The sequence below is a fragment of the Paraburkholderia sp. EB58 genome (genome assembly GCF_050436665.1).
In the GTDB taxonomy this organism is placed as follows: domain Bacteria; phylum Pseudomonadota; class Gammaproteobacteria; order Burkholderiales; family Burkholderiaceae; genus Paraburkholderia.
This window is the reverse complement of the sequence record NZ_JBNDMQ010000013.1, coordinates 45,560-70,251: the sequence shown is the minus strand read 5'-3', so window position 1 is coordinate 70,251 and position 24,692 is coordinate 45,560. Positions and strand designations below refer to the sequence as shown.

The window sequence follows — 24,692 nt, the reverse complement described above, 5'->3', positions numbered from 1 at the left end:
CCACTTCTTTAAGCCGGCACTGCGACTTTCTCGATCAGCCGGTCGATCACCCTGTCTGCGTTGATGTTGTCCGCATTGGCATCGTACGAGAGGATCAGGCGGTGCCTGAGCACCGGATGAATCACCGCCCGTACATCGTCAGGCGTTACGAAGCTGCGATCTTGCAGCCAGGCCTGCACCCGACTCGCCCGATCGAGGCCAATCGCGCCGCGCGGGCTTGCCCCGATCTCGATCCACTTGCCGATCTGCGGGTCCAGCTCGCTCGCGTGCCGCGTAGCGTTGACCAGCGAAACAATGTATTCGTCGATGGCCGGCGCCACCGCCACCCTTCTGATGGCCTGACGCACCGCAAAAATCACGTCCTGCGAAAGCGCGCTGACCGGCGTGGGCGTGTGGTTGCTTTCGCGTCTGAGAAGACGCAGCATTTCGCGCTCGCTCTCTGGCGACGGATAAGTAATCAGCACCTTTAGCAGGAAGCGGTCCATCTGTGCTTCCGGCAACGGATAGGTGCCCTCCTGCTCGATCGGGTTCTGGGTGGCCATCACAAGGAACAGCTCGGGCATCGGATGGGTTTTGCCGGCCACCGACACCTGCCGCTCTTCCATGGCTTCGAGCAACGCGGACTGTACTTTCGCCGGAGCGCGGTTGATTTCGTCGGCGAGAATCAGATTGCCGAAGATCGGCCCCGGCTGAAATGTCAGGGTGCGCTCCGTGCCGGACTGCAGCAGCGTCTCGCCGCCGGTGATGTCGGACGGCAACAGATCCGGGGTGAACTGGATGCGCCGCATGGTCGCCGCGAGCCGTTCGGCGATCGCCTTGACCGTGCGCGTCTTGGCCAGTCCCGGTAGGCTTTCCAACAGCACATGTCCGTCTGCCAGCAGCGCGATGAGGATCTGCCGCACCACCGCCGCCTGCCCCACGACCGCTTCACCGACGCTGGCCTCGAACCGCAGAATAGTTTCTCGCATTGTTCTCAATCCGGTTGACCATTTCATTTTTTGAAGCCGAAACACTGCGACTGGTATTTTTTACGGTAACGCACCCAACACACTTCGTCAAAGCGTTAGCAATCCTTTTTAAAAAAACGTGAAATGTCCCAAAAAAATTGCTAGTCTGCAGTACACGATTCGTAAGAATCCAGTGGATTGTTGATGAACAGTTCACGCAAATGCTCTGTGCATCACCGCGCAGCGAGTTCGCACGCCCGGTGTGACCAGTCAGGGTCCCGGATCGCCAGTTGCAAGCCCCGCGAAGCCATTCCCGGTCCCGGCCAACGCTCAGGAAGCTTAAAAAATTCGATATGGATTTGTCCTTTATTTCATAAAAACGTCGCATCCCACCCGGTTTACTGTTATCTGTAGTCAGGAACCGGTTTTCGAATGAAGTTTTTTAACCGATTGCGTAAAACCTGTATCTGATGGTGGAGTGCACACTCGTCTGGTTCCTCGCGTGATTAGTTATGCTTACCGTATAGAAGAGCAACCATGACCAAACGAAAACAGGCAGTTGTCACAGCGTACCAGGCCGGCGCGTCCCCCGCCGGCAGCACGCCGCGCTCCTCCCGGCGAGCGGCAAGCCCCTGGCGCCGATGGCTGTTCTGGACGGTGGCCTTCGTGATTCTGCCCGCCTTTATTGGCGGCGCTGTGACTTGGGCCGTCGGCACCCTCAACCGCCCCGCCCCGATTCGCGTCGTCTACGGCGACGGCAAAAATGGACCGCTGGGTATGGCGTGGGTACCGGGCGGCGAATTCCTGATGGGCAGCGACTACAAAATGGCGCAACCCAATGAACGTCCGGCCCACAAGGTGCGCGTGCACGGCTTCTGGATGGACCAGCATCACGTCACCAATGCCGAATTCCGCAAGTTCGTCGAAGCCACCGGCTACGTGACGACCGCCGAGAAAAAGCCCGACTGGGAAACGCTGAAGGTACAACTGCCACCCGGCACGCCCCAGCCGCCCGATAGCGCCATGGTGCCCGGCGCGATGGTGTTCGTCGGCACAGACCAGCCTGTGTCGCTTGAAGACTATTCGCGCTGGTGGCGCTATGTGCCCGGCGCGAACTGGCGTCATCCGGAAGGGCCGGACAGCAACATCATTGGCAAAGACGATCATCCGGTGGTGCAGGTCTCGTATGAGGACGCACAGGCGTATGCGAAGTGGGCGGGCGGCCGCTTGCCGACCGAGGCCGAGTGGGAGTTCGCTGCGCGCGGCGGCCTGGAACAGGCCACCTACACCTGGGGCGACAAGTTTGCGCCAGGCGGCAAGCAGATGGCTAACGTCTGGCAAGGGCAGCAGGCGCAACCCTTCCCGGTGGTCAGCGCGAAGGCCGGCGGTGCACTCGGGACGAGCCCAGTGGGCAGCTTTCCGGCCAACGGCTATGGCTTGTCCGATATGACCGGCAACGCGTGGCAATGGACGGCCGACTGGTACCGTGCCGACCAGTTCAGACGCGAGGCGGCGAATGACACGAGCGTGATCGACAACCCGAGCGGCCCCACCGCGTCCTGGGACCCGGCCGATCCGGGCGTGCCTGTCGATGCGCCCAAACGGGTGACACGCGGCGGTTCGTTCCTGTGCAACGAGGCGTACTGCCTCAGCTACCGGCCGAGCGCGCGGCGCGGCACCGATCCGTACAACAGCATGTCGCATCTCGGCTTCAGGCTGGTGATGGACGAGGACACCTGGAAGAACCATCCGGAGGCGCAGCAAGCGGCCAATCGGGCGGCCTCTGCGGGTGGGTAAACGGGAGCATGCATCGTCTTGGCGAGTCCTGATCCACACGCTTCTCCCGTTCCCGGGCCATCGCAGCGCGCCACACAAAAGGACACATCAGATGCAGCAAACCTATAGCCGTCGTCGCTGGTTACGCCGCTCATTGGACTGCGTCGGCGCAGCGCTTGTCGCACTGACGCTATGCGGCTGCGCGAGCCATGGCGGCGACGCATCGACTATGCAGCCTGGCAGTGCCGCCACGGCCACGGCACTCCCCTCTTGGCGTGACGGCGCGGCTCGCCAGGCAATCCTTAAGTTTGTCGCCGATGTCACCCACGAGGGCACGCCAACTTTTGTGCCTCCCGCAGACCGCATTGCGGTCTTCGACAACGACGGCACCTTGTGGAGCGAGCAACCGCTGTACTTCCAGTTCATTTTCATGCTCGATCAGGTGAAGGCCGCGGCGCCGAATCATCCTGAATGGAAGAACAATCCGGCCTTCAAGGCACTGATGGCGCACGACTATGCGGCGCTCGCCAGTCAGCAAAAGCCATTGCTGCAATTGGTGGCGGCGGCCAATAGCGGCATGACCGTCGACGCCTACGATCAGACCATCCGCGACTGGCTCGCCAAAGCACGGCATCCGAAATTCAACCGCCCCTATACCGATCTGGTGTATCAGCCACAACTCGAATTGCTGGCCTATCTGCGCGCCAACGGCTTCAAGACCTTCATCGTCTCCGGCGGCACGATCGAATTCATGAGGCCGTGGGCCGAGAAGGCCTATGGCATTCCCCCCGAGCAGGTAATCGGCTCGAGTCAGGAAGTCAAATATGAACTGCGCGACGGCCAGCCGGTGCTGGTGCGCCTGCCGAAGGTTGATTTTGTCGATGACGGTCCGGGCAAACCGGTCGGCATCTATCGCAACATCGGGCGCCGTCCAATTCTCGCCTTCGGCAATTCCGACGGCGATTTGCAAATGCTGCAGTACACAGCGGGCGGCAGTGGCGAATATCTCGCGCTTCTCGTCCACCACGACGACGCCACACGCGAGTTCGCCTACGACCGCCAATCGAAGATCGGCAAGCTCGACAAGGCGTGGGACGAGGCGGTCACGCGGCACTGGGTCGTGGTGAGTATGAAAGACGACTGGAAAACTATCTATCCCGAAGCGAAGCAGTAAGGAGTGCATGGGAAAGCCCGAGCAACGAAGAACCAGCGGCGCGGCTCGTTGCGCCCGCCGCGATACAGCCCGCAACGCCTGAGGGAGGCGACGGGCAGATTGGAAGCCACTCCATTGGAGCGAAACGATGAGACTGTTCCTGCGAAAAAGGTGCTACGCCGCTGGCGTGTCGCTATTAGCGATCACGGCGGTCTGTGTGTTAGTCCTGACCCCGCCCACCGAAGCGTCCGCACAGACCCAGCCGGCCAAGCCCGTGGCGCCTCCTGCGTCCCAGCCTGCCGCGAAGAATTCGGCCAAGCCGAACATCCTGGTGATCTTCGGCGACGACATCGGGCAGTCAAACATCAGCGCGTACACGCATGGCCTGATGGGTTACACGACGCCCAACATCGACCGCATCGCCAGCGAAGGCATGATGTTCACCGACTACTATGCAGAGAACAGTTGCACTGCCGGGCGCTCGTCGTTTATTACGGGCCAGTCGCCGCTGCGCACGGGGCTCTCGAAGGTCGGGGCGCCTGGCGCGCCCGTTGGGTTGCAAAAGGGAGACATGACAATCGCGCAGGCGCTCAAGTCGCTCGGCTACGCCACCGGTCAGTTCGGCAAGAACCACCTGGGCGACAAGAACGAGTATCTGCCGACGAACCACGGCTTCGACGAGTTCTACGGCAACCTCTACCACCTGAATGCCGAAGAAGAACCCGAACGCCCTTACTGGCCTAAGGACAAGAACGACCCGTACGTGAAGAACTTTTCTCCACGTGGCGTGATCCATAGCACTGCCGACGGCAAGGTCGAGGACACCGGGCCGCTCACGACCAAACGCATGGAGACGATCGACGATGAAACCGGCGAGCACGCCGCCGACTTCATCACCAGGCAGGCCAAGGCCGGCACGCCGTTCTTCGTGTGGATGAACTACACGCGCATGCACGTGTTCACCCACGTGCGGCCGGAGTTCAGGGGCAAGAGCGGCATGCCCGGCAACGAATATGCCGACGGCATGTGGGAGCACGACCAGGATGTCGGCAAACTACTGAAGCTCCTCGACGATCTGAAGATCGCCAACAACACCATCGTCGTCTACACGACGGACAACGGGCCCAACATGTTTAGCTGGCCCGATGCCGCAATGACGCCGTTCCGCAGCGAGAAGGATTCCAACTGGGAAGGCGCGTTCCGCGTCCCGGCGATGGTGCGCTGGCCGGGCCACATCAAGCCAGGCTCGATCTCTAACCAGATGATGTCCGGACTCGACTGGTTCCCGACGCTAGTCGACGCCGCTGGCGACACCGGCGTGAAGGACAGGTTGCTCAAGGGCTGGGCGCCCAAAACAGGCGGCACCAGCTTCAAGGTGCACCTCGACGGCTACGACCAGTTGCCTTTCCTGACCGGCAAAACGACCAAGGACCCGCGCACCGAGTTCTATTACTTCGATGACGATGGGGATCTGGTCGCGATGCGCTGGGATCAGGACGGCATGGCGTGGAAAGCCGTGTTCTGCGAGCAGCGTGCGCAAGGGAATCTCAACATCTGGCAGGACCCGCTGGTGTGCTTAAGACTGCCGAAGATTTTCAACCTGCGCATGGACCCTTACGAGCGAGCGGATATTACCTCTGACCAGTACAACGACTGGCTAACGAAAAACGCCTACCTGACCGGCATCGCGACGATGAAAGCGACGGTCTTCCTGCAGACGTTCGTCGCGTATCCGCCGAGCCAGCGACCGGCGAGCTTCAGCGTCGACGGGGTGCGCAAACAGGTCGACAGGAAGATCGACGAGTCGTTCAAGAAGCGCGGGCTCGAATAGGCCGCCCCGCTTCCCTGCACTGCGCCCGCCGGGTATCTGCCGGCGGGCGCCGCTTCAACCCGCTTTAACTTCGATCAATATCCATGACCGACACCCTCGCGCCTCATGCCAAGACCTCGCGCCGTGAGCGGCGCGAACAGGAACGCACGCTGCGCCGTGCTGCGCCGCGCGAGTATGCCCAACTCGAGGACACCCCCGCGGCGCTCGCCATCGCCTGGCCAGCACTGCTGCTGTTTGCATCGGGCGCGGCTGCGCTTATCTATCAGGTGCTATGGATCAAGCAGCTCTCACTCGTGGTGGGCGTGGAAGTGCAAGCGGTGGCGATCGGCGTCAGCGCATTTTTTGCCGGCCTTGCCGTGGGCGGCTGGCTATTTGGCAGACTGGCCGACCGTAGCACGCATCCGTTGCGCCTATATGCCTGCCTGGAAGCCGCCACCTTGGTATTAGCGCTAATCGGCACCTTGGGGCTGTCCCGTGCGGCCGCGCCGTTCGCCGCACTGCAGGACCAGGTCGGCCCGTTCGCATGGGCGCTGCCTTTCGCGCTGGTCGGCTTGCCCGGGATCCTGATGGGCGGCACGCTGCCGGTGCTGATGCGAGCCCTCTCACCTCAGGCGAACCATGTCGGTCGTGCGGGCGCACGACTGTATGCTGCCAATACGGCTGGCGCGATTGTAGGCACGCTGGCTACCTCCTTCCTCCTGATCCCCACGCTCGGCATACAAGGCAGCGCGTATGCCGCCGCCACGTTGAATGCGATAGCCGCGCTGCTGGCATTTATCCTCACTCGCGCCGGGCACGCTCGCGCCGGGCACGCTCGCGCAGCCGTCCCCGCACCTTCGGTCGACATCGCCGCTGGCCCAGCCGCGACGCCAGCGCGCCGCACCCGGCTGGCGCTCGTGATCTACGCCATCGCCGGCGGTATTGCGTTGGGCTACGAGGTGGTCTGGTCGCAGACGATCGTGCAATTCATCAGCACCCGCAGCTTCGCCTTCTCCGTCGTGCTGGCCACCTATTTGCTCGGGCTGGCGCTCGGTAGCGCGCTGGTGTCCCGACGGGTCGAGCGAGTGCGCGATCCTTGGGGCGCGTTTGCGCTACTGATCGCTGCCGCGGGGCTCGTGGCGCTGCTGGAGATTGCCGGTCTCGGGCACTGGCTGCCTCAATGGCAGTCCCAGGCATCACATTCGATTCTGGATGCGACCGGCAGCCTGCTTGCCGCCATGTGTGCCCGCTTCGCGGTGGCGAGCCTGTGCATCGTCTTCGCGCCGACGCTGTTGCTAGGCGCAGCGTTTCCGTTCGCACTGCGTCTGAGCGTGAACAGAGAACATCTGGGACGCGATGTTGGAGCAGTAGTCGCGTTGAATACGGCGGGCGGCATTGCCGGAACGCTGCTTGCCGGATTCGCGCTGGTGCCTGCACTCGGTCTCGTTCATACACTCGCCGCGCTCGCGATTGCCGCAAGCGCGCTCGGCCTGCTGGCTGTGCTACGCGGGCAGTCAGTGCAGCGACTCGCCCGCTGGGGCGTGCCCGTTCTCGCTGGGCTCTCCGTCGCCGCCGCAATCCTCACGCCGTCCGACCGGCTCGCGACACTGCTGGCCCAGGCACATAGTGGCAACCTTGGTTTTTACGAGGAAAGCACGGGAGGCACCGTTGCGGTCGTCGAGCAGAGCTCGGGTGAAAACCACTTCAAGCGCCTGTATATCCAGGGCGTGTCGAATTCCGGCGACGCCATGACCTCGCTGCGCTACATGCGTCTGCAGACGCTGCTGCCACTGCTCATTCACCGCGACCCACCGCGTTCGGCGCTCGTGATTGGCCTGGGCACCGGCATCACCAGCGGCGCGTTGTTGACCTGGCCCGGACTTGAGCGACGCGTCGTCGCCGAATTGCTGCCCGCTGTCGTGCGCGCCTCGCCGCAGTTCAACGGCAACTACGGCGTGAGCACCGATCCACGCGTGCAGATCCGTGTACGCGACGGACGTCACGAACTGCTACGTAGTACAGACCGCTACGATCTGATCACGCTAGAACCGCCACCTCCGTCGGCTGCCGGCATAGTCAATCTGTACTCGTCCGATTTCTACCGACTTGCGGCTTCGCGGCTGGAATCCGGCGGACTGGTGGCCCAGTGGTTGCCGCTCGCAACACAAAACGAAGAGGACACGCGCTCGTTGATCAAGAGTTTCGTGCAGGCCTTCCCGTATGCGACGCTGTGGACCACCGAGTTGCACGAGATGATGCTCGTGGGTTCGATGCAACCTATCGAACTCGATGTGCCACGCATCCGCGCGCGCTTTGAACAGCCGGACGTCGCCAAGGCGTTACGCGAGGTCGGCATCGCATCGCCCGCCGCGCTGCTCGCCACGTGGGTCACCGACCGCGCCGGTCTGGAGTATTACGCTGCGGATGCCAAGCCTGTGACCGATGACCACCCTCGTATCGAATACGCGAACTGGGTGCGCGACGACGAGTTCCCCGGGGTACTGAGCCGATTGCTGGCGCTGCGCAGTGAGCCGCCCTTGACCGGCGCAGACAAGGATTTCGTCGCTGCCATGAAAACCGAGCACCTTACACTCCAGACGTTCTACAGCGCCGCGCTCGATGCCTACCGAGGCGACCGCGACGCATGGCAGGACGATATCGGCAACGTCATGCGAGTCGATGCAGACAACCCGTACTACAGGTGGTTTGTCGGAACGGCAGGCTAGAGGAATGACATGCTCAAGCGAACCTTCAGCACTTACGCGTTCTTCCTGACGTTAGGATTGCCGATCGTCGCGCACGGCACCGAGGGTGCTCTCGGTCGTCCAATCTCCGGCACCGGTATAACCACTGACATAGGGATCGTTCCGCCTGAACCGGACTGGATTGTGAATCTCGCCGAGATCTACTACGACGGTTCGATCAGCGCGAGCCGTCCTGTGCCAATTGGTGGCAAGACAACATTTGGCCTCGACGCCCAAGTGTCCTTCACGCTGGCGACACTGCTTAAGGTTTGGAACACCGGACCCGGTCCATGGAACTTTGCGTCGAGTTTCACGCTGCCGTATGCGTGGACCCGTGCGAGCGCCGCACTGGGCATTGGCAGCCGCACCGGAGGCATTACGCAGGACGCGTCAGGTCTGTTCGATGTTTCCTTCACACCGATCATCGCCGGGTACCACTTTTCCCCAACCGATCACGTGGCCCTCAGCGTCAATATCTGGGCGCCTAGCGGCAAATATGATCCGAACAACATCGCCAACGTTAGTCTGAACACCTGGACTTTTATCCCGACCGTCGCGTACACCAAGCTCGCTCCAGCCCTCGGTATGGAATTCGACGCGACTGCAGGTGTTGAGTTCTATACCCGCAACTCCGCCACCGATTATCAGAACGCCCCCGTGTTCACGCTCGACGTCATGGCGCTCAAACGTTTCGGTAACGGCGTTGGAGTTGGCGTTATCGCGGGTACGGTTCAGCAGATTGGTGACGACAGCGGTCCGACCGCAGACAAACTCAACGGCTTTCGCGGCTACGACGTGGGACTTGGACCGATTGTGACTTATGACACGAAGCTCGGCGGCAAGAACCCCGTTAGCGCATCACTGCGTTGGGTCCCGACTGTGGCCAGCAAGAACAGGCTGTCGAGCACGAACACCTTCATGACTACCGCGACGATCGGTTTCTGACTCCAGGATGCCGGAGTCGTCAGGGCCCGCTCACTTCGCCGACAGTACCTTCGCGTGCATTTCCAGAGTCAGCGCTTCGATCCTCGCGCTCAGTTGCCGCGTGATCTCCGTGAGTTCGGTGTTCTGCTGCAACAGCGCGGCCATCTGCGCGGTGTGCTCGGCCATTTGCAACTGTCGCTGTTCGGCGGACTTCGCGATCTCCTCGCGATGACGCGCGTCTGCGTCGGCGAGTGCTTTGTCACGATCGGCCTGGCGCGTCTGCGCCAGCAGGATCAACGGCGCCGCATAAGCGGCCTGCAAACTGAAGGCGAGATTCAACAGAATGAAGGGATAGACGTCGAATTTCGTCAGGCCCGCCACGTTGACGAGGATCCAGACCGCGACGATTACCGTCTGCGCGACGAGAAACGTAGGCGTGCCGAAGAAGCGCGCGAATGCTTCGGCTTTGAGCGCGAACCAGCCGTCTCCGAAGGTCGACGTCGTGTGATTGTAAGGAAGATGGAACCGCAGATGAGGCCAGCGCTCGTGACTGGACGGCGAATTGTCACCTCTGGCTTGATCGAATGGTGTCATGGCAGTGGACTCGTTCCGGAATGGGTAACGTGTCAATGTACACGAGCGATATTGCATTCGCATACGTGCGTCCCATTCCTTTTGGCATGATCCGCTCGCGCGTTCTTTCCAACTCCTTACAAAATATCAACCTGACCGTCAGAGGCCAGGTAACCCGTTACTGCTTGCCCGAAGCGAGCTGCTGGTTGCGATCAGCGAGAAACTGGATCAGACCGTCCACACCGCTTTGCTGGATCTTGTCGCTGAACTGCTGCCGATATGTCTGGATCAGCCAGACACCGAGCACGTTCAGGTCGTACAGGCGCCAGCCCTTGGGGGTGCTGTACAACCGGTAGTCGATCTCCGCTGGCTCGCCGTTGTTGTTTGCAATCGTGCGCACCACCACGTCCGTATCGGTTGGAGCGATGTGTATCGGCGGGTAGTCGATCTGTTGATCTGGATGGAGCTGACCGATAGCACCCGAATAGGTGTAGATCAGGAGCCTCTTGAACTGTTCGACTAGTTGCTGCTGCTGCTCGGGCGTAGCCGTGCGCCAGTAGCGACCCATCGCGAGCGATGTCGTGCGGCGAAAATCGGTGTACGGAAGAATGTCCCGGTTGACGATATCCATGATGCGGGGAATATCGTTTGGCTCGATCGCACGTGTGCGCACCTCACCGAGCACTTGCTGCGTCGCGCTCTTGATCAGAAGCTGCGGCTGCGATTGATCGATTTCCGCGTACGCCGCACTGCCAAACGAGAACAATGCAGCAGAAAGAGTCACTAGAGAGAGAGCCTTCATATGAAGAATCCTGGCTGAGTGCGTTGGTGTGTTATTTCGCCAAGTATCCTCCATCTGGCCGGAACACGCCGCGGCGGCGCTCGTCACGCACCGCCGCGCCCACATCGCGAAGTTCACCCAACCACAAGCGTCGATTTCAGAGGGACGGCGTTCGCCAGATTGTAGACATTGGGAGAAGTGGCCATTACCGCGTCATGGATCTCAGCGAATTGCTGCTTTGTACCGCTGCCCTTGATACGGACGGTGTAACGCAGGCTCTCGTAGCCGTTTGCCACTTTGGGGTCGAGCCCAAGAAAACCCCTCAGGTCGATTTCACCCTCGGTCTCGATCTGCAGGGATTCGAGCGTAATCCCGCGGACAGCGCATTGCGCCACGTACCCCACCGTGATGCAGGCATTCAGCGCGGCGATCAGATGCTCCTGAGGATTGGCAAACTTGTTCGAGCCACCAAGTTCGCAGGGCTCATCGATATCGATCGTGAACCGGCGCGACACATCCTGCCCTCCGATCGAAAACCCCTCTACCTCGGCGCGCGTTCGAGTCTGGCCCTGCCAGCTCGTCGCTACACGCCAGCTGGTGGTGGCTTTCGAGACATCGCCCTTGACACCCTCAATCAGGGCGAACAAATCGTCGACGTTAAGGCCGTTAACGATGTTAGGTTCGTTGGTCTGTGCATTGGCATTCATATTCCATCTCCGTCAACATACGTGGATTGTTCAGCTTCGGTAAATCTCACTGCAGTGTGGCGAGCGCAGCCTGGATGCGCCTGCCCTGGTCTTCGGAGATGAGGCTATTCAGCACCTCCCCGAAATGGGGATGACGTACACCCGAGTGGATGTATTGCCACCGGTAAGCCTCGAGGAAATTTGCTTCGACCGACTGGCTTTCCGCCTCGTCGATTGCGCGGCCGCAGTTCGCCTCGAAATAACGCGCGTCGGCTGCTGCCTGCGCCTGCAGAATGCCGTCGATCGCAGCTATCAGCTCGATGAGTTCGTCAACAGCCTTGTCGCGATCACGGTCCGTCATAGTGGCGTCGTGACGGACCCATTCGAGCTCGTCGAGGATGGCGTGCTGGCTCTCCTCCTTCCAGTGGTAGAGGAACACGTTCTTGAATAGCTCCGACAGCTGAGCATCTGGAGCGATACTCTGGCGGTAGTGGAGCTGGCTAAACAGTTCGATATCCAGCGTCAGCGCCAATACGGCCCACGTGCTTTTCCCGAGCACTGCAGAGGCGACGACATCCGGGTCGACGTCGAAGCGATACCCGGGGGGAAGGGTTTCACCGATCATCTCGTCGATACGACGAAATAGCGCCTGATGCTTGAGTTCCTCTTCGCTGAACCGGACCAGCGCCTCGAGCGCCACCTGGTCGCCGAGCCAATAGTCACGGCTGACTTCCAACACCTTGGCGTTGATGAAGCGCTCTACCAGTCCGAATACCTTGGCATACGTGCGTCCCTGAATCTGGCTGACGAAACGCTTTTCGCTTTCGGAGAGCGTGAAGAAATTCGGAGCCAGTGAAAGCCCGTCGGGAAGAAATTTCTCGGACGTGTCAAAGGTGCGGCCTCCAATCACGTCACGCTCGATGTCCCAACTGACCATCTTTGAGGCGCGAATGCAACGGGCGTAACGATCGCGGTCGGAGAGTCGCGATACTGCGTTCATAGAATTTCTCCCAATGTGGACCTACCTGCGGTCGAGCTGTGAATGTTCATCTACCGGCCAGAACCATAGGGTTGATCTGGCATCCGGTACGCTCGAATGTACGATTGGGAGACGCGAGGTTCTATGATCGGGCCACCGGGAGATATGGCCGAAACGCCTGGTCAGCTTTGAGGTGTGCGAATGAACGTTGCGTCCGGTATGGCAGTAGGCGTCACTGATCCGCTGGTGACGTGATGCCACTCGCAGCGGGTGTGGCCTGCGCAGATTCGGCAGCGCCGTTCATCTTTCCTTTGCTCTTGCGCCAGCCTGCCGGCGGCATTCCAAATTCGCGCCTGAAGGCCCGACTGAAAGCCGCCTCCGACTCATAACCAATCTGCTCGGCTACAGCGGCGAGGGACTTTCTGCCGGTTAGAAGTTCTTGCGCGGCGATCTGCATGCGCCATCGCGCCAGATACTGCATTGGCGGTTGTCCCAGGAGATCGGTGAAGCGTTGCGCCAACGCGGAGCGCGATAACCCCACCTTGCGCGCGAGTTCATCGACGGTCCATGGATGGACCGCTTGCGCATGGAGCAACGAAAGCGCGCGTCCCACGTAGCGATCGCGCACGCCGGCCAGCCATCCTGTCTGGTGGGCAGGAAGCGCTTCAATACAACTACGGACCGCCTCGACAAACAGAAGTTCGGACAGTCTGGCGAGGACGATCGTACCGCCCGCCCGCGAATTCGCAGCTTCGATGGCTGCGAACTTGAGAGAGGACTCAAGCCATGCTGCTCGCGGATCGTGGCGCATATCAATCTTGAAGAGTCGCGGCAACGATGAGAGCAGTGGGTTACTCAGCGTATCGTCGCAGGCCAGAAAGCCGCATACGATGCGAGTCGTATGCCCCCCACCTCCGTAAGACAACGCCATCACCTCACCGGGTGCTGCCGCCATCGGACCAGCCAATAGCAACTCCGTTGGCGTGGGTGCAAGATCCACGGCACTGCCCATCAGATGCGTTTCGCCTTGCGGCACCACCACCAGTTCGCCGGCATTGAGATGAATAGCCGAAGCGGGGTCGTCTGCCAGTTGGGCCCAGCAACTCCCTTCTATGATCAGATGATATGAGACGACGCGCTCGGATCGCGGCAGGTAGGCCGCGCAAAGTGCAGCATCTGTGCGACCTATCACGCACCACGGTGCCGTGAAGGTCGCATTCAGATACACCGCGCCGCTTAGACGCACAGCGCGCAGGACGTCAGAAACTGCATCCATGAAGAGCTCGCGTGATATGCGATTTCCCGGGCAAGGACCGGGAGGCCGGTCATTCTTCAACCCGACCGAGGGTACATGTTATACCCGCGGCGGCCGTATATGACAAACACCTTACCGCATATTTCAATGCGCTTGATGCATTGCCGTGCGATGCGTGTGGATGAACCGCATGCAACAAATCGCGCCCTTCTGCAGTAGGACCGGACAATCTTTCTGGACGCGCTGCAATGGCCAGGCGAGCCATCGGCAAGACCCGGACGATCGGGCAAAAAACGTCGACGCACGGGCAGGACGGAAACCGATGGCGAGAGGCAAAGTTCATCACACGACGGGACGTGACGGATCAGCGTCATCCGTACTTCGCAGCCAAACCTTCCACGCATTCCGGAATGCCTGGCGCGCCTCCAGACTTGCGCAGATCGGTTCACGCATAGCGACTTACCGGTTCGGGCAAACGAAATAGCGTGAGATGCCATGAAACGCCAGATAAGCCGCGCGATGTACCACCCGCTCATCGCAATGTCCATGTTCTATTTGATCGACCTGATGCACAACGTTGATTACAGTCCAACCGGCGCTCTGCTCGTTCTGGCAGCGAAATCGATGTCCCGTGTCGTGAGCCTGTTCAACAAGGGGTAGTTCCGTACGTCTTCAGGCGCCGAAAAGGTCTGATCATTGCGCTTGTGGCCCGTGCGCGCACGTTGCGGCGACGGGCAGTAGAATCGCGGGAGCCGCCCGCGTTGCCATTGCCAGTACGCAACTCGCGGCAGTCGACCCCGTACCATGGATTCCAGAAAGAAAGCCCGGCGCACCCGTCTGCGACGGATGCGCCCTTTCTGCCGCAAGGAGATCTCATGAAGGTGCTCGCCGTACACCCCAGTGGCTTGATGTACACCCGCGTGTTCCTGCGACTCGAACCGCTCGGCCTGGAGACGGTCGCGGCCGTACTCCGTGCGGCTGCGCACGATGTCAGGCTGCTCGACCTGCAAGTCGAATCGCATCGCGATCTGGAACGGCTGATCCGCAAATGGCGTCCTGATGTCGTCTGTTTCTCCGGCAACTACCTCGCCAATATTCCCGAAATCATCGATCTGTCGAAAGCGATCAAGGCGCAATGGCCCACCTGCTTCGTGTTCGTGGGCGGACACAGCGCGTCGTTCACGGCAGCCGACATACTCAATCACGCCGACGGCGCGATCGACTGCGTGCTGAAAGGCGAAGGTGAGGCAAAGGTCGTCGAACTCCTCGACGCTGTCGCGCGCCACGCCGATCTACTGTCGATACCGGGCGTCGTGACCCGCAGCGGCGAAGGACCGCTGCCAGGCTTCGCCGAAAACCTCGATCAGGTTCGACCCGCGCGCGATCTGCTGCGACATCGGCGCAAATACTTCATCGGCGTACTGGACCCCTGTGCGTCGATCGAATTCGCGCGCGGCTGCCCGTGGGATTGCACGTTCTGCAGTGCCTGGACATTCTACGGACGCAGCTATCGCTCACGCAGCCCCGAAGTGATCGCCGATGAACTTGCGTCGATTCGCGAGCCAGGCGTCTTTATTGTCGACGATGTCGCCTTCGTGCATGCGGATCACGGCATGGCGATTGGCCACGAAATCGAGCGCCGCGGCATACATAAAAAGTACTACCTCGAGACACGCGGCGATGTGCTCTTGCGCAACAAGGAGGTCTTCGAGTACTGGCGCAAGCTGGGCCTGCAATACATGTTTATCGGCATGGAAGCGATCGATGCGGAAGGGCTCAAGGCGTTTCGCAAGCGCGTCAATCTCGACAAAAACTTCGAGGCGCTCGCGTTCGCGCGCTCGCTTGGCATCACAGTCGCGATCAATCTGATCGCCGACCCCGACTGGGACCACGCACGCTTCGAAGCGATCAGGCAATGGTGTCTGGAGATTCCCGAGATCGTCAACATCAGTGTGAATACGCCTTATCCGGGGACGGAAATCTGGCTGCGCGAGCATCGCAAGTTGACAAGCCTCGACTACCGGCTCTATGACATTCAGCATGCCGTATTGCCGACGAAGCTGCCTTTGCCCGAGTTCTACCGCGAACTGGTGCGCACGCAGCAGGTACTCAACCGCAAGCACCTTGGCTGGAGCGCGCTGCGCGGCGCGGCGAGCCAAGCCGCACATCTGGTGATGCGCGGACAAACGAACTTTGTGCGGATGCTGTGGCGCTTCAACTCTGTGTTCAATCCGAACCTGCAACTGAATGACCACGCCCGCGAAGTCCGGTATTCAATGACACCGCCCGCTGCATCGGCTGAGCACGCCAATGTCAAGGTGCTGTACGTGCACGGTCCGACGGGGCGCAAGGGACGCAAGCTCGACGACGCAACGGAGAGCTTCGTCGACGAAACCCGCATGGGTACGAGCTGATTTTTGGCTCTTGCGTCGCCTTGCTATATAGAACGGTGATGAACGCCAGGCAGAAACCAATCACGCCCATACGCAGCTACTTAGGGCTGACACATGGTTGAGTGAACGGAACAACTGAGTTACCCGGGACCACGATGATTTCGCGTCGAAATTCGTCCAGAATAGAATAAAACCCCGACCCCAACCGGAACGTCCGGGGCGCAGGTGGTTGATGTACCGCGCTTTCTGGCGTCGGGTGCTCTCTAACCGGGCAAGCGGCCCGACAAGCATTTGCAAATTCCGCTGCGCCGTATACCACTGTTGCCTTCGTTTCGATCGCAATGGCGGTTTGTGATTTTGGATTCCTGATTATTCTGGATATTCACTTGCGCGTCCGATTCGTAACTGAATTCGAGATCGCAGCATGGCGCTGCAAATGCTGAATAGATTGAAAAAGGCGAATGCCGTGCGAGGTCATCCTACTACACACGCTAGTCCACCTACGCACCCGCTAGCGTCGCGCGGCAAGATCGTCATGATGGCGGTCATCGCCGGCGCGGTGATCACCAACATCTATTGCACCCAGCCGATCCTGCCGTTGATCAAAGCGAGTCTGGGTGTCGACCTGGCGATGGTCGATCTCGTCGCCGCCGCCGCGCTGCTCGGCTTCTCCACCGGGCTCGCGTTGCTGTTGCCGCTTGGCGACCGCTTCGACCGGCGCAAACTCGTACTCGCCCAGATCGCATTTGCCTTCGTTTTTGCCATCGCGGCGTCAGTCTCGCCCGGTATCTGGGCGTTGATCGCGGCTTCCTTTGGCCTTGGCATCGTCAGCTGCGTGCCACAGCAACTCGTGCCCTTCGCAGCCGTCATGTCGCCGCCGCACCAGCGAGGGCGTAACGTCGGCACGGTCGTCAGCGGCATCATGGTCGGCATCCTGCTTGGCCGCACGATCGCCGGCGTGGTCGGCGCGACTTACGGCTGGCGCGCGGTCTACGGGATGGAAGCGGCGTTCATGGTGCCGGTCTGGATCGCCGCCGCTTCGCTCCTGCCGCGGGGTATGCCCTCCACGGATCTTCCCTACGGCCGGCTGCTCGCTTCGCTCTGGCCACTGGCGCGGGACCATCGTCCGGTTCGTGAATCGATGATTATCCAGGCGCTGTTGTGGGCCTGCTTCAACGCCTTCTGGGTCAATCTGGCGGCGCTGCTTGCCAGCGGCCCCTGGCACCTCGGCAGTGCGTGGGCGGGCGGCTTCGGCATCATCGGCGCAGCCGGCGCATTTGCGGCTTCACTCGGCGGGCATATCTCCGACCGGCGCGGGGCCCGCCATGTAGTTGGGCTCAGTATCGGCATCGTGACGCTTGCCTACCTGCTTCTCGCCGGAGCGAACTCGTCGCTGGCGTTGCTGGTAATCGGCGTGATTGTGCTCGATATCGGTGTGCAGGCCGGCCTGGTATCCAACCAGACGCGCGCCTTCGCAGTCGATCACAAAGCACAGGGCCGCATCAACAGCCTCTATATGACGGCCACCTTCTTCGGCGGCGCCGTCGGAGCGACGATCAGCGGCTGGTTGATGAGCCGCTTGGGCTGGCCCGGCATCGTCGCCTTTGGTATCGCGCTCGGGCTCGTCGCTGCTGCCATCCACTGGGTCGCCTCCCCTCACAGCAGCGAGGGCTCGCATACTCCGCATCCCGACGCGCCGATCAAGGCGAGCGGTATCTCATCGAACCCAGATTGAGGTAAGCCACAGAGAATCTGATAGCCGGAGGGCGACGTGGGTTGGTTTGCCGCCGGCTTTGAAAAAGCGAGATTTCTATGATTGGCATCGTGCGCATTGCGCTAAACAGGCCTTATACATTTGTTGTCCTGGCCATCTTTATTCTTATCGTCGGCCCGTTGTCTGCGCTTCGTACACCTACGGATATCTTTCCCGCGATCGATATTCCGGTTGTCAGCGTGGTGTGGCAGTACACGGGACTTTCGCCCGACCAGATGGAGGGGCGCATCATGGCGCCGTTCCAGCGGGTGTTGACCACGACGGTCAACGGCGTCGAACACATCGAAGGCACCTCTCTTAACGGCTACGGCGTCATCAAGATTTTCTTCCAGCCGGGCACCAACATCGCGACGGCGAATGCACAGGTCACCTCGATCTCGCAGGAAATCCTGAAACAGTTGCCGCCTGGCGAGACGCCGCCATTTGTCCTCAATTACAACGCCTCGACGGTTCCTGTGATCCAGCTCGCCCTTTCCGGGAAGGGCCTCTCCGAGCAAAACCTGGCCGATCTCGGCCTGAATCAGCTACGACCCATGTTGACCTCGGTCGCCGGCGCCGCCATCCCGTTTCCATTCGGCGGTAAAACCCGCCAGGTTCAGATCAACATCAAGCCGTCTGAACTAGAGGCGCGGGGGCTGTCTGCCCAGGACGTACAAAGCGCCTTGAGCGCACAGAACCTCATCACTCCCGTAGGCACCGAAAAGATCGGCAAGACCGAGTACACACTGCTGTTGAACGACGCGCCGTCGACGATCGCCGCGATTGGCGACATGCCCGTCAAATCGGCCAACGGAACCACTGTTTATATGCGCGACGTCGCCGATGTGACCGACGGCGCTCCGCCACAGCCGAACATTGTTCACGTGGAAGGCAAGCGTTCGGTGCTACTCACCGTATTCAAGAACGGATCGGCATCGACGTTGGCCATCATCGCCGGGATCAGGCAAAAAGCGCTCGATGCAAAAGCCTCTTTGCCGGACAACCTGCAGATCGATCCGATTGGCGACCAGTCACTATTCGTTCGCTCAGCCATTACGGGCGTCGCCCGCGAGGGCGCGATTGCCGCCCTGCTCACGAGCGTCATGATCTTGCTGTTTCTGGGTAGCTGGCGCTCGACCGTCATCATCGCGACCTCCATTCCGCTCGCCATTCTTGGGTCGATTTCAATACTGTCCGCCCTCGGAGAGACGCTGAACATCATGACGCTCGGCGGGCTCGCGCTCGCGGTGGGGATTCTCGTCGACGATGCTACGGTGACCATCGAAAACATCAACTGGCATCTGGAGCAAGGCAAAGCCGTCGAGCCTGCCATTCTCGATGGCGCCGCACAGATCGTCACGCCGGCGTTTGTTTCTTTGCTTTGCATCTGCATCGTCTTTGTGCCGATGTTTTTCCTCGGTGGCGTGGCGGGATTCCTGTTCGTACCGATGGCCGAAGCGGTGATCTTCGCGATGATCTCGTCGTTCATCCTGTCGCGCACGCTCGTTCCCACGATGGCCAAATTCCTGCTGAAGCCCCATGTGCAGGAGCACGAACCGGGCGACGTGCAGGATCCCGAGCAGGCGCCGCGCGTTTCTTCCAACCCACTGGTGCGGTTTCAGCGCGGCTTCGAGCGGGGTTTCGAGCGGATTCGTTCGAACTACAGCGGCATCCTCGAGTTATTGTTGACCCATCGTCGCATCTTTGTCTTGGGGTTCTTCGGATTCGTTGTGCTGTCGTTCGCGCTGGTGCCGTTTCTTGGGCGTAACTTTTTCCCGGATGTCGACGCCGGCCAGATTCTGTTACACGTGCGTGCGCCGGTCGGTACGCGGATCGAGACTACGGCTGAGATCTTTGCGGACGTGGAAAACGTCGTGCGGGCAACGATCCCGAAGGCCGAGCTCGGCACGGTCGTCGACAACATGGGACTGTCAACCAGTTCCATCAATACCGCCTACAACAACACGGGAACGATTGGCCCGCAAGACGGGGACGTTCAGATCTCGCTGAAGGAAGGCCATCGGCCCACTGCCGGATACGTTCGCAAGTTGCGCGAAGAGTTGCCGCGCGAGTTTCCAGGCGTCACGTTCTCATTCCCTCCTGCGGATATCGTTGGTCAGATTCTCAACTTCGGCTCGCCTGCACCGATCGACCTGCAGATTCGCGGCAGGAATCTGCCGGCCGACTTTGCCTACGCGAACCTGATGCTGCGTCAGATCCGGCATATTCCCGGCATTGTCGACGCTCGCATCGAGCAATCGCAGGCCAATCCCCAGTTCAATATCGACGTCGACCGTGTCCATGCGCAGCTTCAGGGCATCACCGAACGCGATGTCACCAACAGCCTCGTCGTGCACCTGGCGGGATCCGGTCAAATCGCCCCGACGTACTGGCTCAACCCGGCCAATGGCGTGGAATATCCGATTGTCGTGCAGACGCCGCAATACGGTCTTGATTCGCTGCCGTCCCTGATGAATCTGCCCGTCACCGGTGGCTCAGCGGCAAACGATGGACAGATCCTCGCCGGCGTGGCCAGTGTCCATCGCACCGCCAGCAACGAAGTCGTCAGCGACTACAACGTCCAGCCCATGGTGGAAATCTTTGCAACGACCCAGGGGCGCGATCTCGGTGCGGTCTCCGAAGGCATCCGCGACATTGTTGCCGCCAATGCCAAGGGTGTGCCGAAGGGCGCGAAGGTTGTCCTGCTCGGTCAGGTCCAGACCATGAACAGCGCCTTCGGCGACCTGCTCTTCGGGCTACTCGGCGCGGTCGTGCTGATTTACCTGCTCATTGTGATCAATTTCCAGTCGTGGACCGATCCGCTGGTGATTGTCACGGCGTTGCCCGGCGCGCTGGCCGGCATCGTGTGGATGCTGTTCGCGACGGGCACCACGTTATCGGTTCCCGCGCTGACGGGCGCAATTATGTGCATGGGCGTTGCAACCGCCAATTCCATTCTGGTGGTGAGTTTTTGTCGCGAACGTCTGGCCGAACACGGCGGCGCTTTCAAGGCAGCGCTCGAGGCCGGCGGCACGCGGTTTCGTCCCGTCCTGATGACAGCGTTGTCGATGATCATAGGCATGTCGCCGATGGCGCTCGCCCTCGGCGAGGGCGGCGAGCAGAACGCGCCGCTGGGCCGCGCGGTGATTGGCGGACTGCTGTTCGCGACCGCCGCCACGCTGTTCCTCGTGCCGGCCGTCTTCTGCCTGTTCCATTCGCATCGGGGCCGCACTTCACCCGCGCCGACTTCCGGAGACTCGACTCATGTCGTATGAACCCACCCCGCGGGCGGCGCTGCCGCAACGCCAGCTTTCGTATGTCGCGATTGTCGGTGGTGTGCTCGCCGTCATCATCGTCGTTGTCGGTATCGCACTTCGCGTGAAAGACGAGCATCAGCTCAAAGACTGGACGGAGACTCAGGCGATACCGTCCGTGAATGTGGTTGTACCCGCCAAGGAAGCACCGGGCGGCTTGCTGGCCCTGCCCGGCCGGCTAGAGGCCTTCGAGAGCGCGCCCATCTACGCACGTGTCAACGGGTACCTGAAATCCTGGCGTGTGGATATCGGCAGCCAGGTGAAGGCCGGCGAAGAGCTCGCCGTAATTGATACGCCCGAACTCGACCAGCAGTTGAATCAGGCGAAGGCCGACCTGGCAAGCTCAAAAGCCGATGCTGCTCTCGCCAAGACCACGGCCGATCGCTGGCAAGGACTGCTCGACTCCGATTCCGTGTCGCGTCAGGAAGTCGATGACCGCACACAGGACTATGTGTCGAAGCAGGCCCGCGTGGCGGCGGCTCAGGCAAACGTCGACAGGCTGGTCGCGACGAAGAGTTTCGCGAGAATCGTCGCGCCGTTTGACGGTGTGATCACCTCGCGCGACACCGACGTGGGCGCATTGATTAATGCGGGCGGTGGTACCGGGCCGCAACTCTTTTCGGTATCGAGCGTGGATAAACTGCGTCTGTACGTGCGCGTGCCGCAGGAAGATGCACCGATGATCAAACCCGGCGGGACAGCCACCTTCACCGTCCCGGAGTATCCGGGCAAGAGCTTTACGGCCAAGGTGGTGGGTCTGGCCAGCTCCGTCAACGCGGCATCAGGAACGACGCTGGTCCAGTTGCTGGTCGACAACCCCGGTCATCTCCTGCTCCCGGGCAGCTTCGTGAATCTGCACTTCGCGCTGCCCGCACGTGCCGGCGCGTTGCGCGTGCCCGCCAGCGCGCTGATATTCGACAACCGCGGGCTCCGGCTCGCGACCGTCGATGCTCAGGACACCGTCCGATTCAGATCCGTTGCGATCCTGCAAGACCTGGGGAACGCGGTCGATATCGGCTCGGGACTGGCCGACAATGACCGGGTGATCGACACGCCCCCCGATGGTCTTGTCGAGGGTGACCATGTTGAGGTCATCAAGCCGGGGGCTAAGGGTGCAAGCCATGGCTAAGCATCGGACATTGGCCTCACTCGTGAGCGCTATGACGCTTGCCGGGTGCTCACTCGCGCCGCACTACGACGTTCCGGATGTGCCGGTCGCGGCACAGTACCAGTCTCAGGGACCTTGGACCGCGGCCAGCCCGGCTGACCAGCTTGACCGCGCCGGATGGTGGAAACTCTATCAGGAGCCCGAACTCGATGACCTCGAGCAACGCCTGATCGCGAATAACCCCGACCTGCGCGCCGCGCTATTTCACTATGAGCAAGCTGAGGCGTACATCAAGCAGGTCAGCTCGCAGCTCTATCCTCAGGTATCCACTGCGGGCAATCTCCAGCGTGAGCGCGAGTCGGACACGAGACCCCTGCGTAACCCCACCGCGCCAGCCGACTACAACTCGATCACGCTCGGTGTCGAAGTTGACTACGAAGTCGACCTTTGGGGACGCGTGCGCGATTCGGTTGCGGCAAGCAAGGACGAGGGCTTGGCGTCGAACGCCGATCTGGCGTCGACGCAGTTGAGCCTCGAAATCGAGCTGGCGCGAAGCTACATCGACCTGCGTGGCCTCGATCAGCAGATCCAGCTGATCGAGGGGACTGACGAGGCGTATCAGAAGGCGCTCGATCTGACTCGCAGGCGGCATGGCGGTGGAGTCGTGTCAGGGCTCGATGTGGCGCGTGCAACCAACCAGCTGTCGGCGGCCGAATCCGAGCTCACGCAGGTCAGGGCCAGGCGCGCGCTACTGGAGCACGCCATTGCCGTTCTGGTCGGCGCGTCGCCATCGGACTTTCGGATCGAACCGAGTACCCGTCCAATCCAGTTGCCCGTCGTCCCGGTTGGAGTGCCGTCGGCGTTGTTGCAAAGGCGGCCGGATGTCGCCGCGGCCGAACGGCGCACAGCGGAGGCCAATGCGCGGATTGGCATTGCACGTGCCGCGTACTTCCCGACACTGACGCTCAGCGCACAAGGCGGCTTGCAGAGCTCGGTGTACGCCGATCTGCTCAGCGCCCCCAGTTCCTTTTGGGCAATCGGACCGACGCTTGCGGTGTACCTCTTTGACGGTGGCAGGCGCAAGGCCCAGGTGGAGTCCGCGAAAGCGGCCACAGCAGAGGCCGGCGCCCGCTACCGAAGCGTAGTGCTGGCCTCATTCAGGCAGGTTGAAGACGACCTCACGTTGCTCGACAATCTGGGCACCGCAACGGATCAGCAGCAAGCGGCCGCAAGCGCGGCTGACACATCAGTCAACCTCTCGCTCGCACTTTATCGGCGCGGTGCGGTCAGCTACCTGGACGTGGTCGAGTCGCAATCCGCTGCGCTTGAATCGGAACGCAGCGTCATCCAGCTTCGAACGCAGCAGTTGGACGCGAATGTAGACCTCATTCGCGCGCTCGGCGGTGGCTGGACCAAGGATGACCTGGCAGGCGGTTGAAACGCTGTTTTTTCGACATCTTGTCTCAACCGGGCAGCCCGCGTTCATCCGCCATTCTTCGATGTGAGCTGAATCACCGCCTCGCGCCCTCGCTCAGGCGTTCTTTGGCAATCCAAACTGCATGAGCGCCGTCACCCCATCGTCGAAACCGAGTTCCTCGACGAGGAATCCATCCTGCAGACGCAGCACCGTGGTCCCGGTGAAGTGCTGCGGAGATATTCTGTCGATCCGCTTCACGTTTTTTGTTTAGACGCATCAGTCGAATATGAGAGCAAGAAACGGGGCGGAAGATCGACTTCGGAAGGCTATCGTTACGGTCAGGGTAGCGGTCGAGGCTCGCCGCTTCAACGAATGAGGAGTGAATCATGCAACTGTTTCTAAGCCATCTGGAGTCGCCGCTGGGCGATCTCCTGCTTGTCAGCGACGCGCAGCAGAATATTCGTGCGCTCGAGTTTGCCGATCACAAGGCGCGCCTGCATCGGCTCTTGCGCGAGCACTACGGCAGCACCGAATTGGTCGACGCGCCCGCGCCTGACGAGATTGCACAACCATTAGCCCGTTACTTTTCGGGTGAGCTAGATGTGATCAAGAGCCTGCCAACCGCGACCGCCGGTACCGACCTGCAGCGTCGGGTCTGGGCAGCACTGCGCCTCATTCCGGTTGGTGCCAGCACGACTTACGGCAAACTCGCAAAGGAGTTGGGCTTCGACGACCCACGCGCAGCCATCGACATCGGCGCGGCCAATGGCGCCAATCCGATCGCCATAGTGGTGCCCTGCCATCGAGTAATCGCCAGCAATGGCGACCTCAAGGGATATGCGTGGGGTTTGCACCGAAAGCGCTGGCTGCTCGAACATGAGAAGGCTACGCCTGCTTCGCCGGGCGGTCCGCAGACCGCAACGCTGCCCGGATTTTGAAGGACCCGTGTCGGGCGAAACGCCGGCAGTTTGCGCCGGCTCACTGCTCCCCGGTCAGTCTGAATTGCCTGCCGCGGGGATGCTTCAAAGAATAGGAGTCCGTTCTTTCAATTGCTCACCTTTAATTATTACATTTACGAT

19 protein-coding genes are annotated in these 24,692 nt (G+C 60.9%); 12 read left to right on the top strand and 7 right to left on the bottom strand.

Translation table 11 applies throughout. The features are described 5' to 3' along the window. Positions 1–8: 8 nt before the first annotated feature. Positions 9–968, bottom strand: coding sequence for an AAA family ATPase (locus P3T40_RS20190; protein ID WP_429269498.1), 960 nt, complete (start codon positions 966–968; stop codon positions 9–11). A gap of 516 nt (positions 969–1,484) precedes the next feature. Here P3T40_RS20190 and P3T40_RS20185 point away from each other — a divergent pair. The 5 genes from P3T40_RS20185 to P3T40_RS20165 all read left to right on the top strand — a co-directional run bounded on the left by P3T40_RS20185 (position 1,485) and on the right by P3T40_RS20165 (position 9,375). Further along, the gene (locus P3T40_RS20185) at positions 1,485–2,744 is read left to right on the top strand and encodes a formylglycine-generating enzyme family protein (RefSeq protein ID WP_429269497.1); all 1,260 of its coding nucleotides are present in this window, start codon (positions 1,485–1,487) and stop codon (positions 2,742–2,744) included. A 91-nt stretch (positions 2,745–2,835) separates the two neighbouring features. After that, complete coding sequence (locus tag P3T40_RS20180) at positions 2,836–3,897, top strand: HAD family hydrolase (RefSeq protein WP_429269496.1); 1,062 nt, start codon at positions 2,836–2,838, stop codon at positions 3,895–3,897. Between the two features lie 127 nt (positions 3,898–4,024). Continuing rightward, positions 4,025–5,707: an arylsulfatase gene (locus tag P3T40_RS20175; RefSeq protein WP_429269495.1), complete on the top strand. Its 1,683-nt coding sequence runs from the start codon at positions 4,025–4,027 to the stop codon at positions 5,705–5,707. Between the two features lie 83 nt (positions 5,708–5,790). Continuing rightward, positions 5,791–8,412: a fused MFS/spermidine synthase gene (locus P3T40_RS20170; protein WP_429269494.1), complete on the top strand. Its 2,622-nt coding sequence runs from the start codon at positions 5,791–5,793 to the stop codon at positions 8,410–8,412. Between the two features lie 9 nt (positions 8,413–8,421). Further along, entirely contained in the window at positions 8,422–9,375 is a 954-nt protein-coding gene (locus tag P3T40_RS20165) for a SphA family protein (protein ID WP_429269493.1), read from the top strand. A 30-nt stretch (positions 9,376–9,405) separates the two neighbouring features. Here P3T40_RS20165 and P3T40_RS20160 read toward each other — a convergent pair whose 3' ends face one another. The 5 genes from P3T40_RS20160 to P3T40_RS20140 form a co-directional block, all read right to left on the bottom strand. After that, positions 9,406–9,948, bottom strand: coding sequence for a DUF1003 domain-containing protein (locus P3T40_RS20160; RefSeq protein WP_429269492.1), 543 nt, complete (start codon positions 9,946–9,948; stop codon positions 9,406–9,408). 157 nt (positions 9,949–10,105) lie between these two features. Further along, complete coding sequence (locus P3T40_RS20155) at positions 10,106–10,729, bottom strand: MlaC/ttg2D family ABC transporter substrate-binding protein (RefSeq protein ID WP_429269491.1); 624 nt, start codon at positions 10,727–10,729, stop codon at positions 10,106–10,108. Positions 10,730–10,842: 113 nt separating this feature from the next. Next, positions 10,843–11,415, bottom strand: a complete 573-nt coding sequence (locus P3T40_RS20150; protein WP_429269490.1) for an OsmC family protein — start codon at positions 11,413–11,415, stop codon at positions 10,843–10,845. 46 nt (positions 11,416–11,461) lie between these two features. Next, the gene (locus tag P3T40_RS20145; RefSeq protein ID WP_429269489.1) at positions 11,462–12,394 is read right to left on the bottom strand and encodes a hypothetical protein; all 933 of its coding nucleotides are present in this window, start codon (positions 12,392–12,394) and stop codon (positions 11,462–11,464) included. Positions 12,395–12,605: 211 nt separating this feature from the next. Then, positions 12,606–13,649 carry an AraC family transcriptional regulator gene (locus P3T40_RS20140; RefSeq protein ID WP_429269488.1) on the bottom strand — a complete coding sequence of 348 codons (1,044 nt, stop codon included), beginning with the start codon at positions 13,647–13,649 and terminating at the stop codon, positions 12,606–12,608. Between the two features lie 474 nt (positions 13,650–14,123). Here P3T40_RS20140 and P3T40_RS20135 point away from each other — a divergent pair, with 474 nt between their 5' ends. From P3T40_RS20135 to P3T40_RS20110, 6 genes are all read left to right on the top strand, one after another. After that, positions 14,124–14,288: a hypothetical protein gene (locus P3T40_RS20135; protein ID WP_429269487.1), complete on the top strand. Its 165-nt coding sequence runs from the start codon at positions 14,124–14,126 to the stop codon at positions 14,286–14,288. 215 nt (positions 14,289–14,503) lie between these two features. After that, positions 14,504–16,042 (top strand): hopanoid C-3 methylase HpnR, encoded by a 1,539-nt coding sequence (hpnR, locus tag P3T40_RS20130; protein ID WP_429269486.1) that lies wholly within the window; start codon positions 14,504–14,506, stop codon positions 16,040–16,042. Between the two features lie 415 nt (positions 16,043–16,457). Continuing rightward, on the top strand, positions 16,458–17,756 hold the full coding sequence (locus P3T40_RS20125; RefSeq protein WP_429269485.1) for an MFS transporter: 1,299 nt from the start codon (positions 16,458–16,460) through the stop codon (positions 17,754–17,756). A gap of 77 nt (positions 17,757–17,833) precedes the next feature. Continuing rightward, the gene (locus P3T40_RS20120) at positions 17,834–21,049 is read left to right on the top strand and encodes an efflux RND transporter permease subunit (protein WP_429269484.1); all 3,216 of its coding nucleotides are present in this window, start codon (positions 17,834–17,836) and stop codon (positions 21,047–21,049) included. Continuing rightward, positions 21,039–22,217: an efflux RND transporter periplasmic adaptor subunit gene (locus tag P3T40_RS20115; protein ID WP_429269483.1), complete on the top strand. Its 1,179-nt coding sequence runs from the start codon at positions 21,039–21,041 to the stop codon at positions 22,215–22,217. Before P3T40_RS20120 ends, P3T40_RS20115 begins: the two co-directional genes overlap by 11 nt. Further along, entirely contained in the window at positions 22,210–23,634 is a 1,425-nt protein-coding gene (locus tag P3T40_RS20110) for an efflux transporter outer membrane subunit (protein WP_429269482.1), read from the top strand. Before P3T40_RS20115 ends, P3T40_RS20110 begins: the two co-directional genes overlap by 8 nt. A 93-nt stretch (positions 23,635–23,727) precedes the next feature. On the opposite strand, the gene P3T40_RS20105 is transcribed toward P3T40_RS20110, so the two are convergent. After that, a complete protein-coding gene (locus P3T40_RS20105) occupies positions 23,728–23,871 on the bottom strand; it encodes a hypothetical protein (RefSeq protein ID WP_429269481.1) in 144 nt (47 codons plus the stop codon). Between the two features lie 128 nt (positions 23,872–23,999). Here P3T40_RS20105 and P3T40_RS20100 point away from each other — a divergent pair, with 128 nt between their 5' ends. Next, complete coding sequence (locus P3T40_RS20100; RefSeq protein ID WP_429269480.1) at positions 24,000–24,551, top strand: methylated-DNA--[protein]-cysteine S-methyltransferase; 552 nt, start codon at positions 24,000–24,002, stop codon at positions 24,549–24,551. Positions 24,552–24,692 lie beyond the last annotated feature (141 nt).

Bases quoted from the DNA above. Each gene is read 5' to 3' on its own strand.
- P3T40_RS20190 (WP_429269498.1), bottom strand. From the start codon at position 968: ATGCGAGAAACTATTCTGCGGTTCGAGGCCAGCGTCGGTGAAGCGGTC.
- P3T40_RS20185 (WP_429269497.1), top strand. From the start codon at position 1,485: ATGACCAAACGAAAACAGGCAGTTGTCACAGCGTACCAGGCCGGCGCG.
- P3T40_RS20180 (WP_429269496.1), top strand. From the start codon at position 2,836: ATGCAGCAAACCTATAGCCGTCGTCGCTGGTTACGCCGCTCATTGGAC.
- P3T40_RS20175 (WP_429269495.1), top strand. From the start codon at position 4,025: ATGAGACTGTTCCTGCGAAAAAGGTGCTACGCCGCTGGCGTGTCGCTA.
- P3T40_RS20170 (WP_429269494.1), top strand. From the start codon at position 5,791: ATGACCGACACCCTCGCGCCTCATGCCAAGACCTCGCGCCGTGAGCGG.
- P3T40_RS20165 (WP_429269493.1), top strand. From the start codon at position 8,422: ATGCTCAAGCGAACCTTCAGCACTTACGCGTTCTTCCTGACGTTAGGA.
- P3T40_RS20160 (WP_429269492.1), bottom strand. From the start codon at position 9,948: ATGACACCATTCGATCAAGCCAGAGGTGACAATTCGCCGTCCAGTCAC.
- P3T40_RS20155 (WP_429269491.1), bottom strand. From the start codon at position 10,729: ATGAAGGCTCTCTCTCTAGTGACTCTTTCTGCTGCATTGTTCTCGTTT.
- P3T40_RS20150 (WP_429269490.1), bottom strand. From the start codon at position 11,415: ATGAATGCCAATGCACAGACCAACGAACCTAACATCGTTAACGGCCTT.
- P3T40_RS20145 (WP_429269489.1), bottom strand. From the start codon at position 12,394: ATGAACGCAGTATCGCGACTCTCCGACCGCGATCGTTACGCCCGTTGC.
- P3T40_RS20140 (WP_429269488.1), bottom strand. From the start codon at position 13,649: ATGGATGCAGTTTCTGACGTCCTGCGCGCTGTGCGTCTAAGCGGCGCG.
- P3T40_RS20135 (WP_429269487.1), top strand. From the start codon at position 14,124: ATGAAACGCCAGATAAGCCGCGCGATGTACCACCCGCTCATCGCAATG.
- hpnR (WP_429269486.1), top strand. From the start codon at position 14,504: ATGAAGGTGCTCGCCGTACACCCCAGTGGCTTGATGTACACCCGCGTG.
- P3T40_RS20125 (WP_429269485.1), top strand. From the start codon at position 16,458: ATGCTGAATAGATTGAAAAAGGCGAATGCCGTGCGAGGTCATCCTACT.
- P3T40_RS20120 (WP_429269484.1), top strand. From the start codon at position 17,834: ATGATTGGCATCGTGCGCATTGCGCTAAACAGGCCTTATACATTTGTT.
- P3T40_RS20115 (WP_429269483.1), top strand. From the start codon at position 21,039: ATGTCGTATGAACCCACCCCGCGGGCGGCGCTGCCGCAACGCCAGCTT.
- P3T40_RS20110 (WP_429269482.1), top strand. From the start codon at position 22,210: ATGGCTAAGCATCGGACATTGGCCTCACTCGTGAGCGCTATGACGCTT.
- P3T40_RS20100 (WP_429269480.1), top strand. From the start codon at position 24,000: ATGCAACTGTTTCTAAGCCATCTGGAGTCGCCGCTGGGCGATCTCCTG.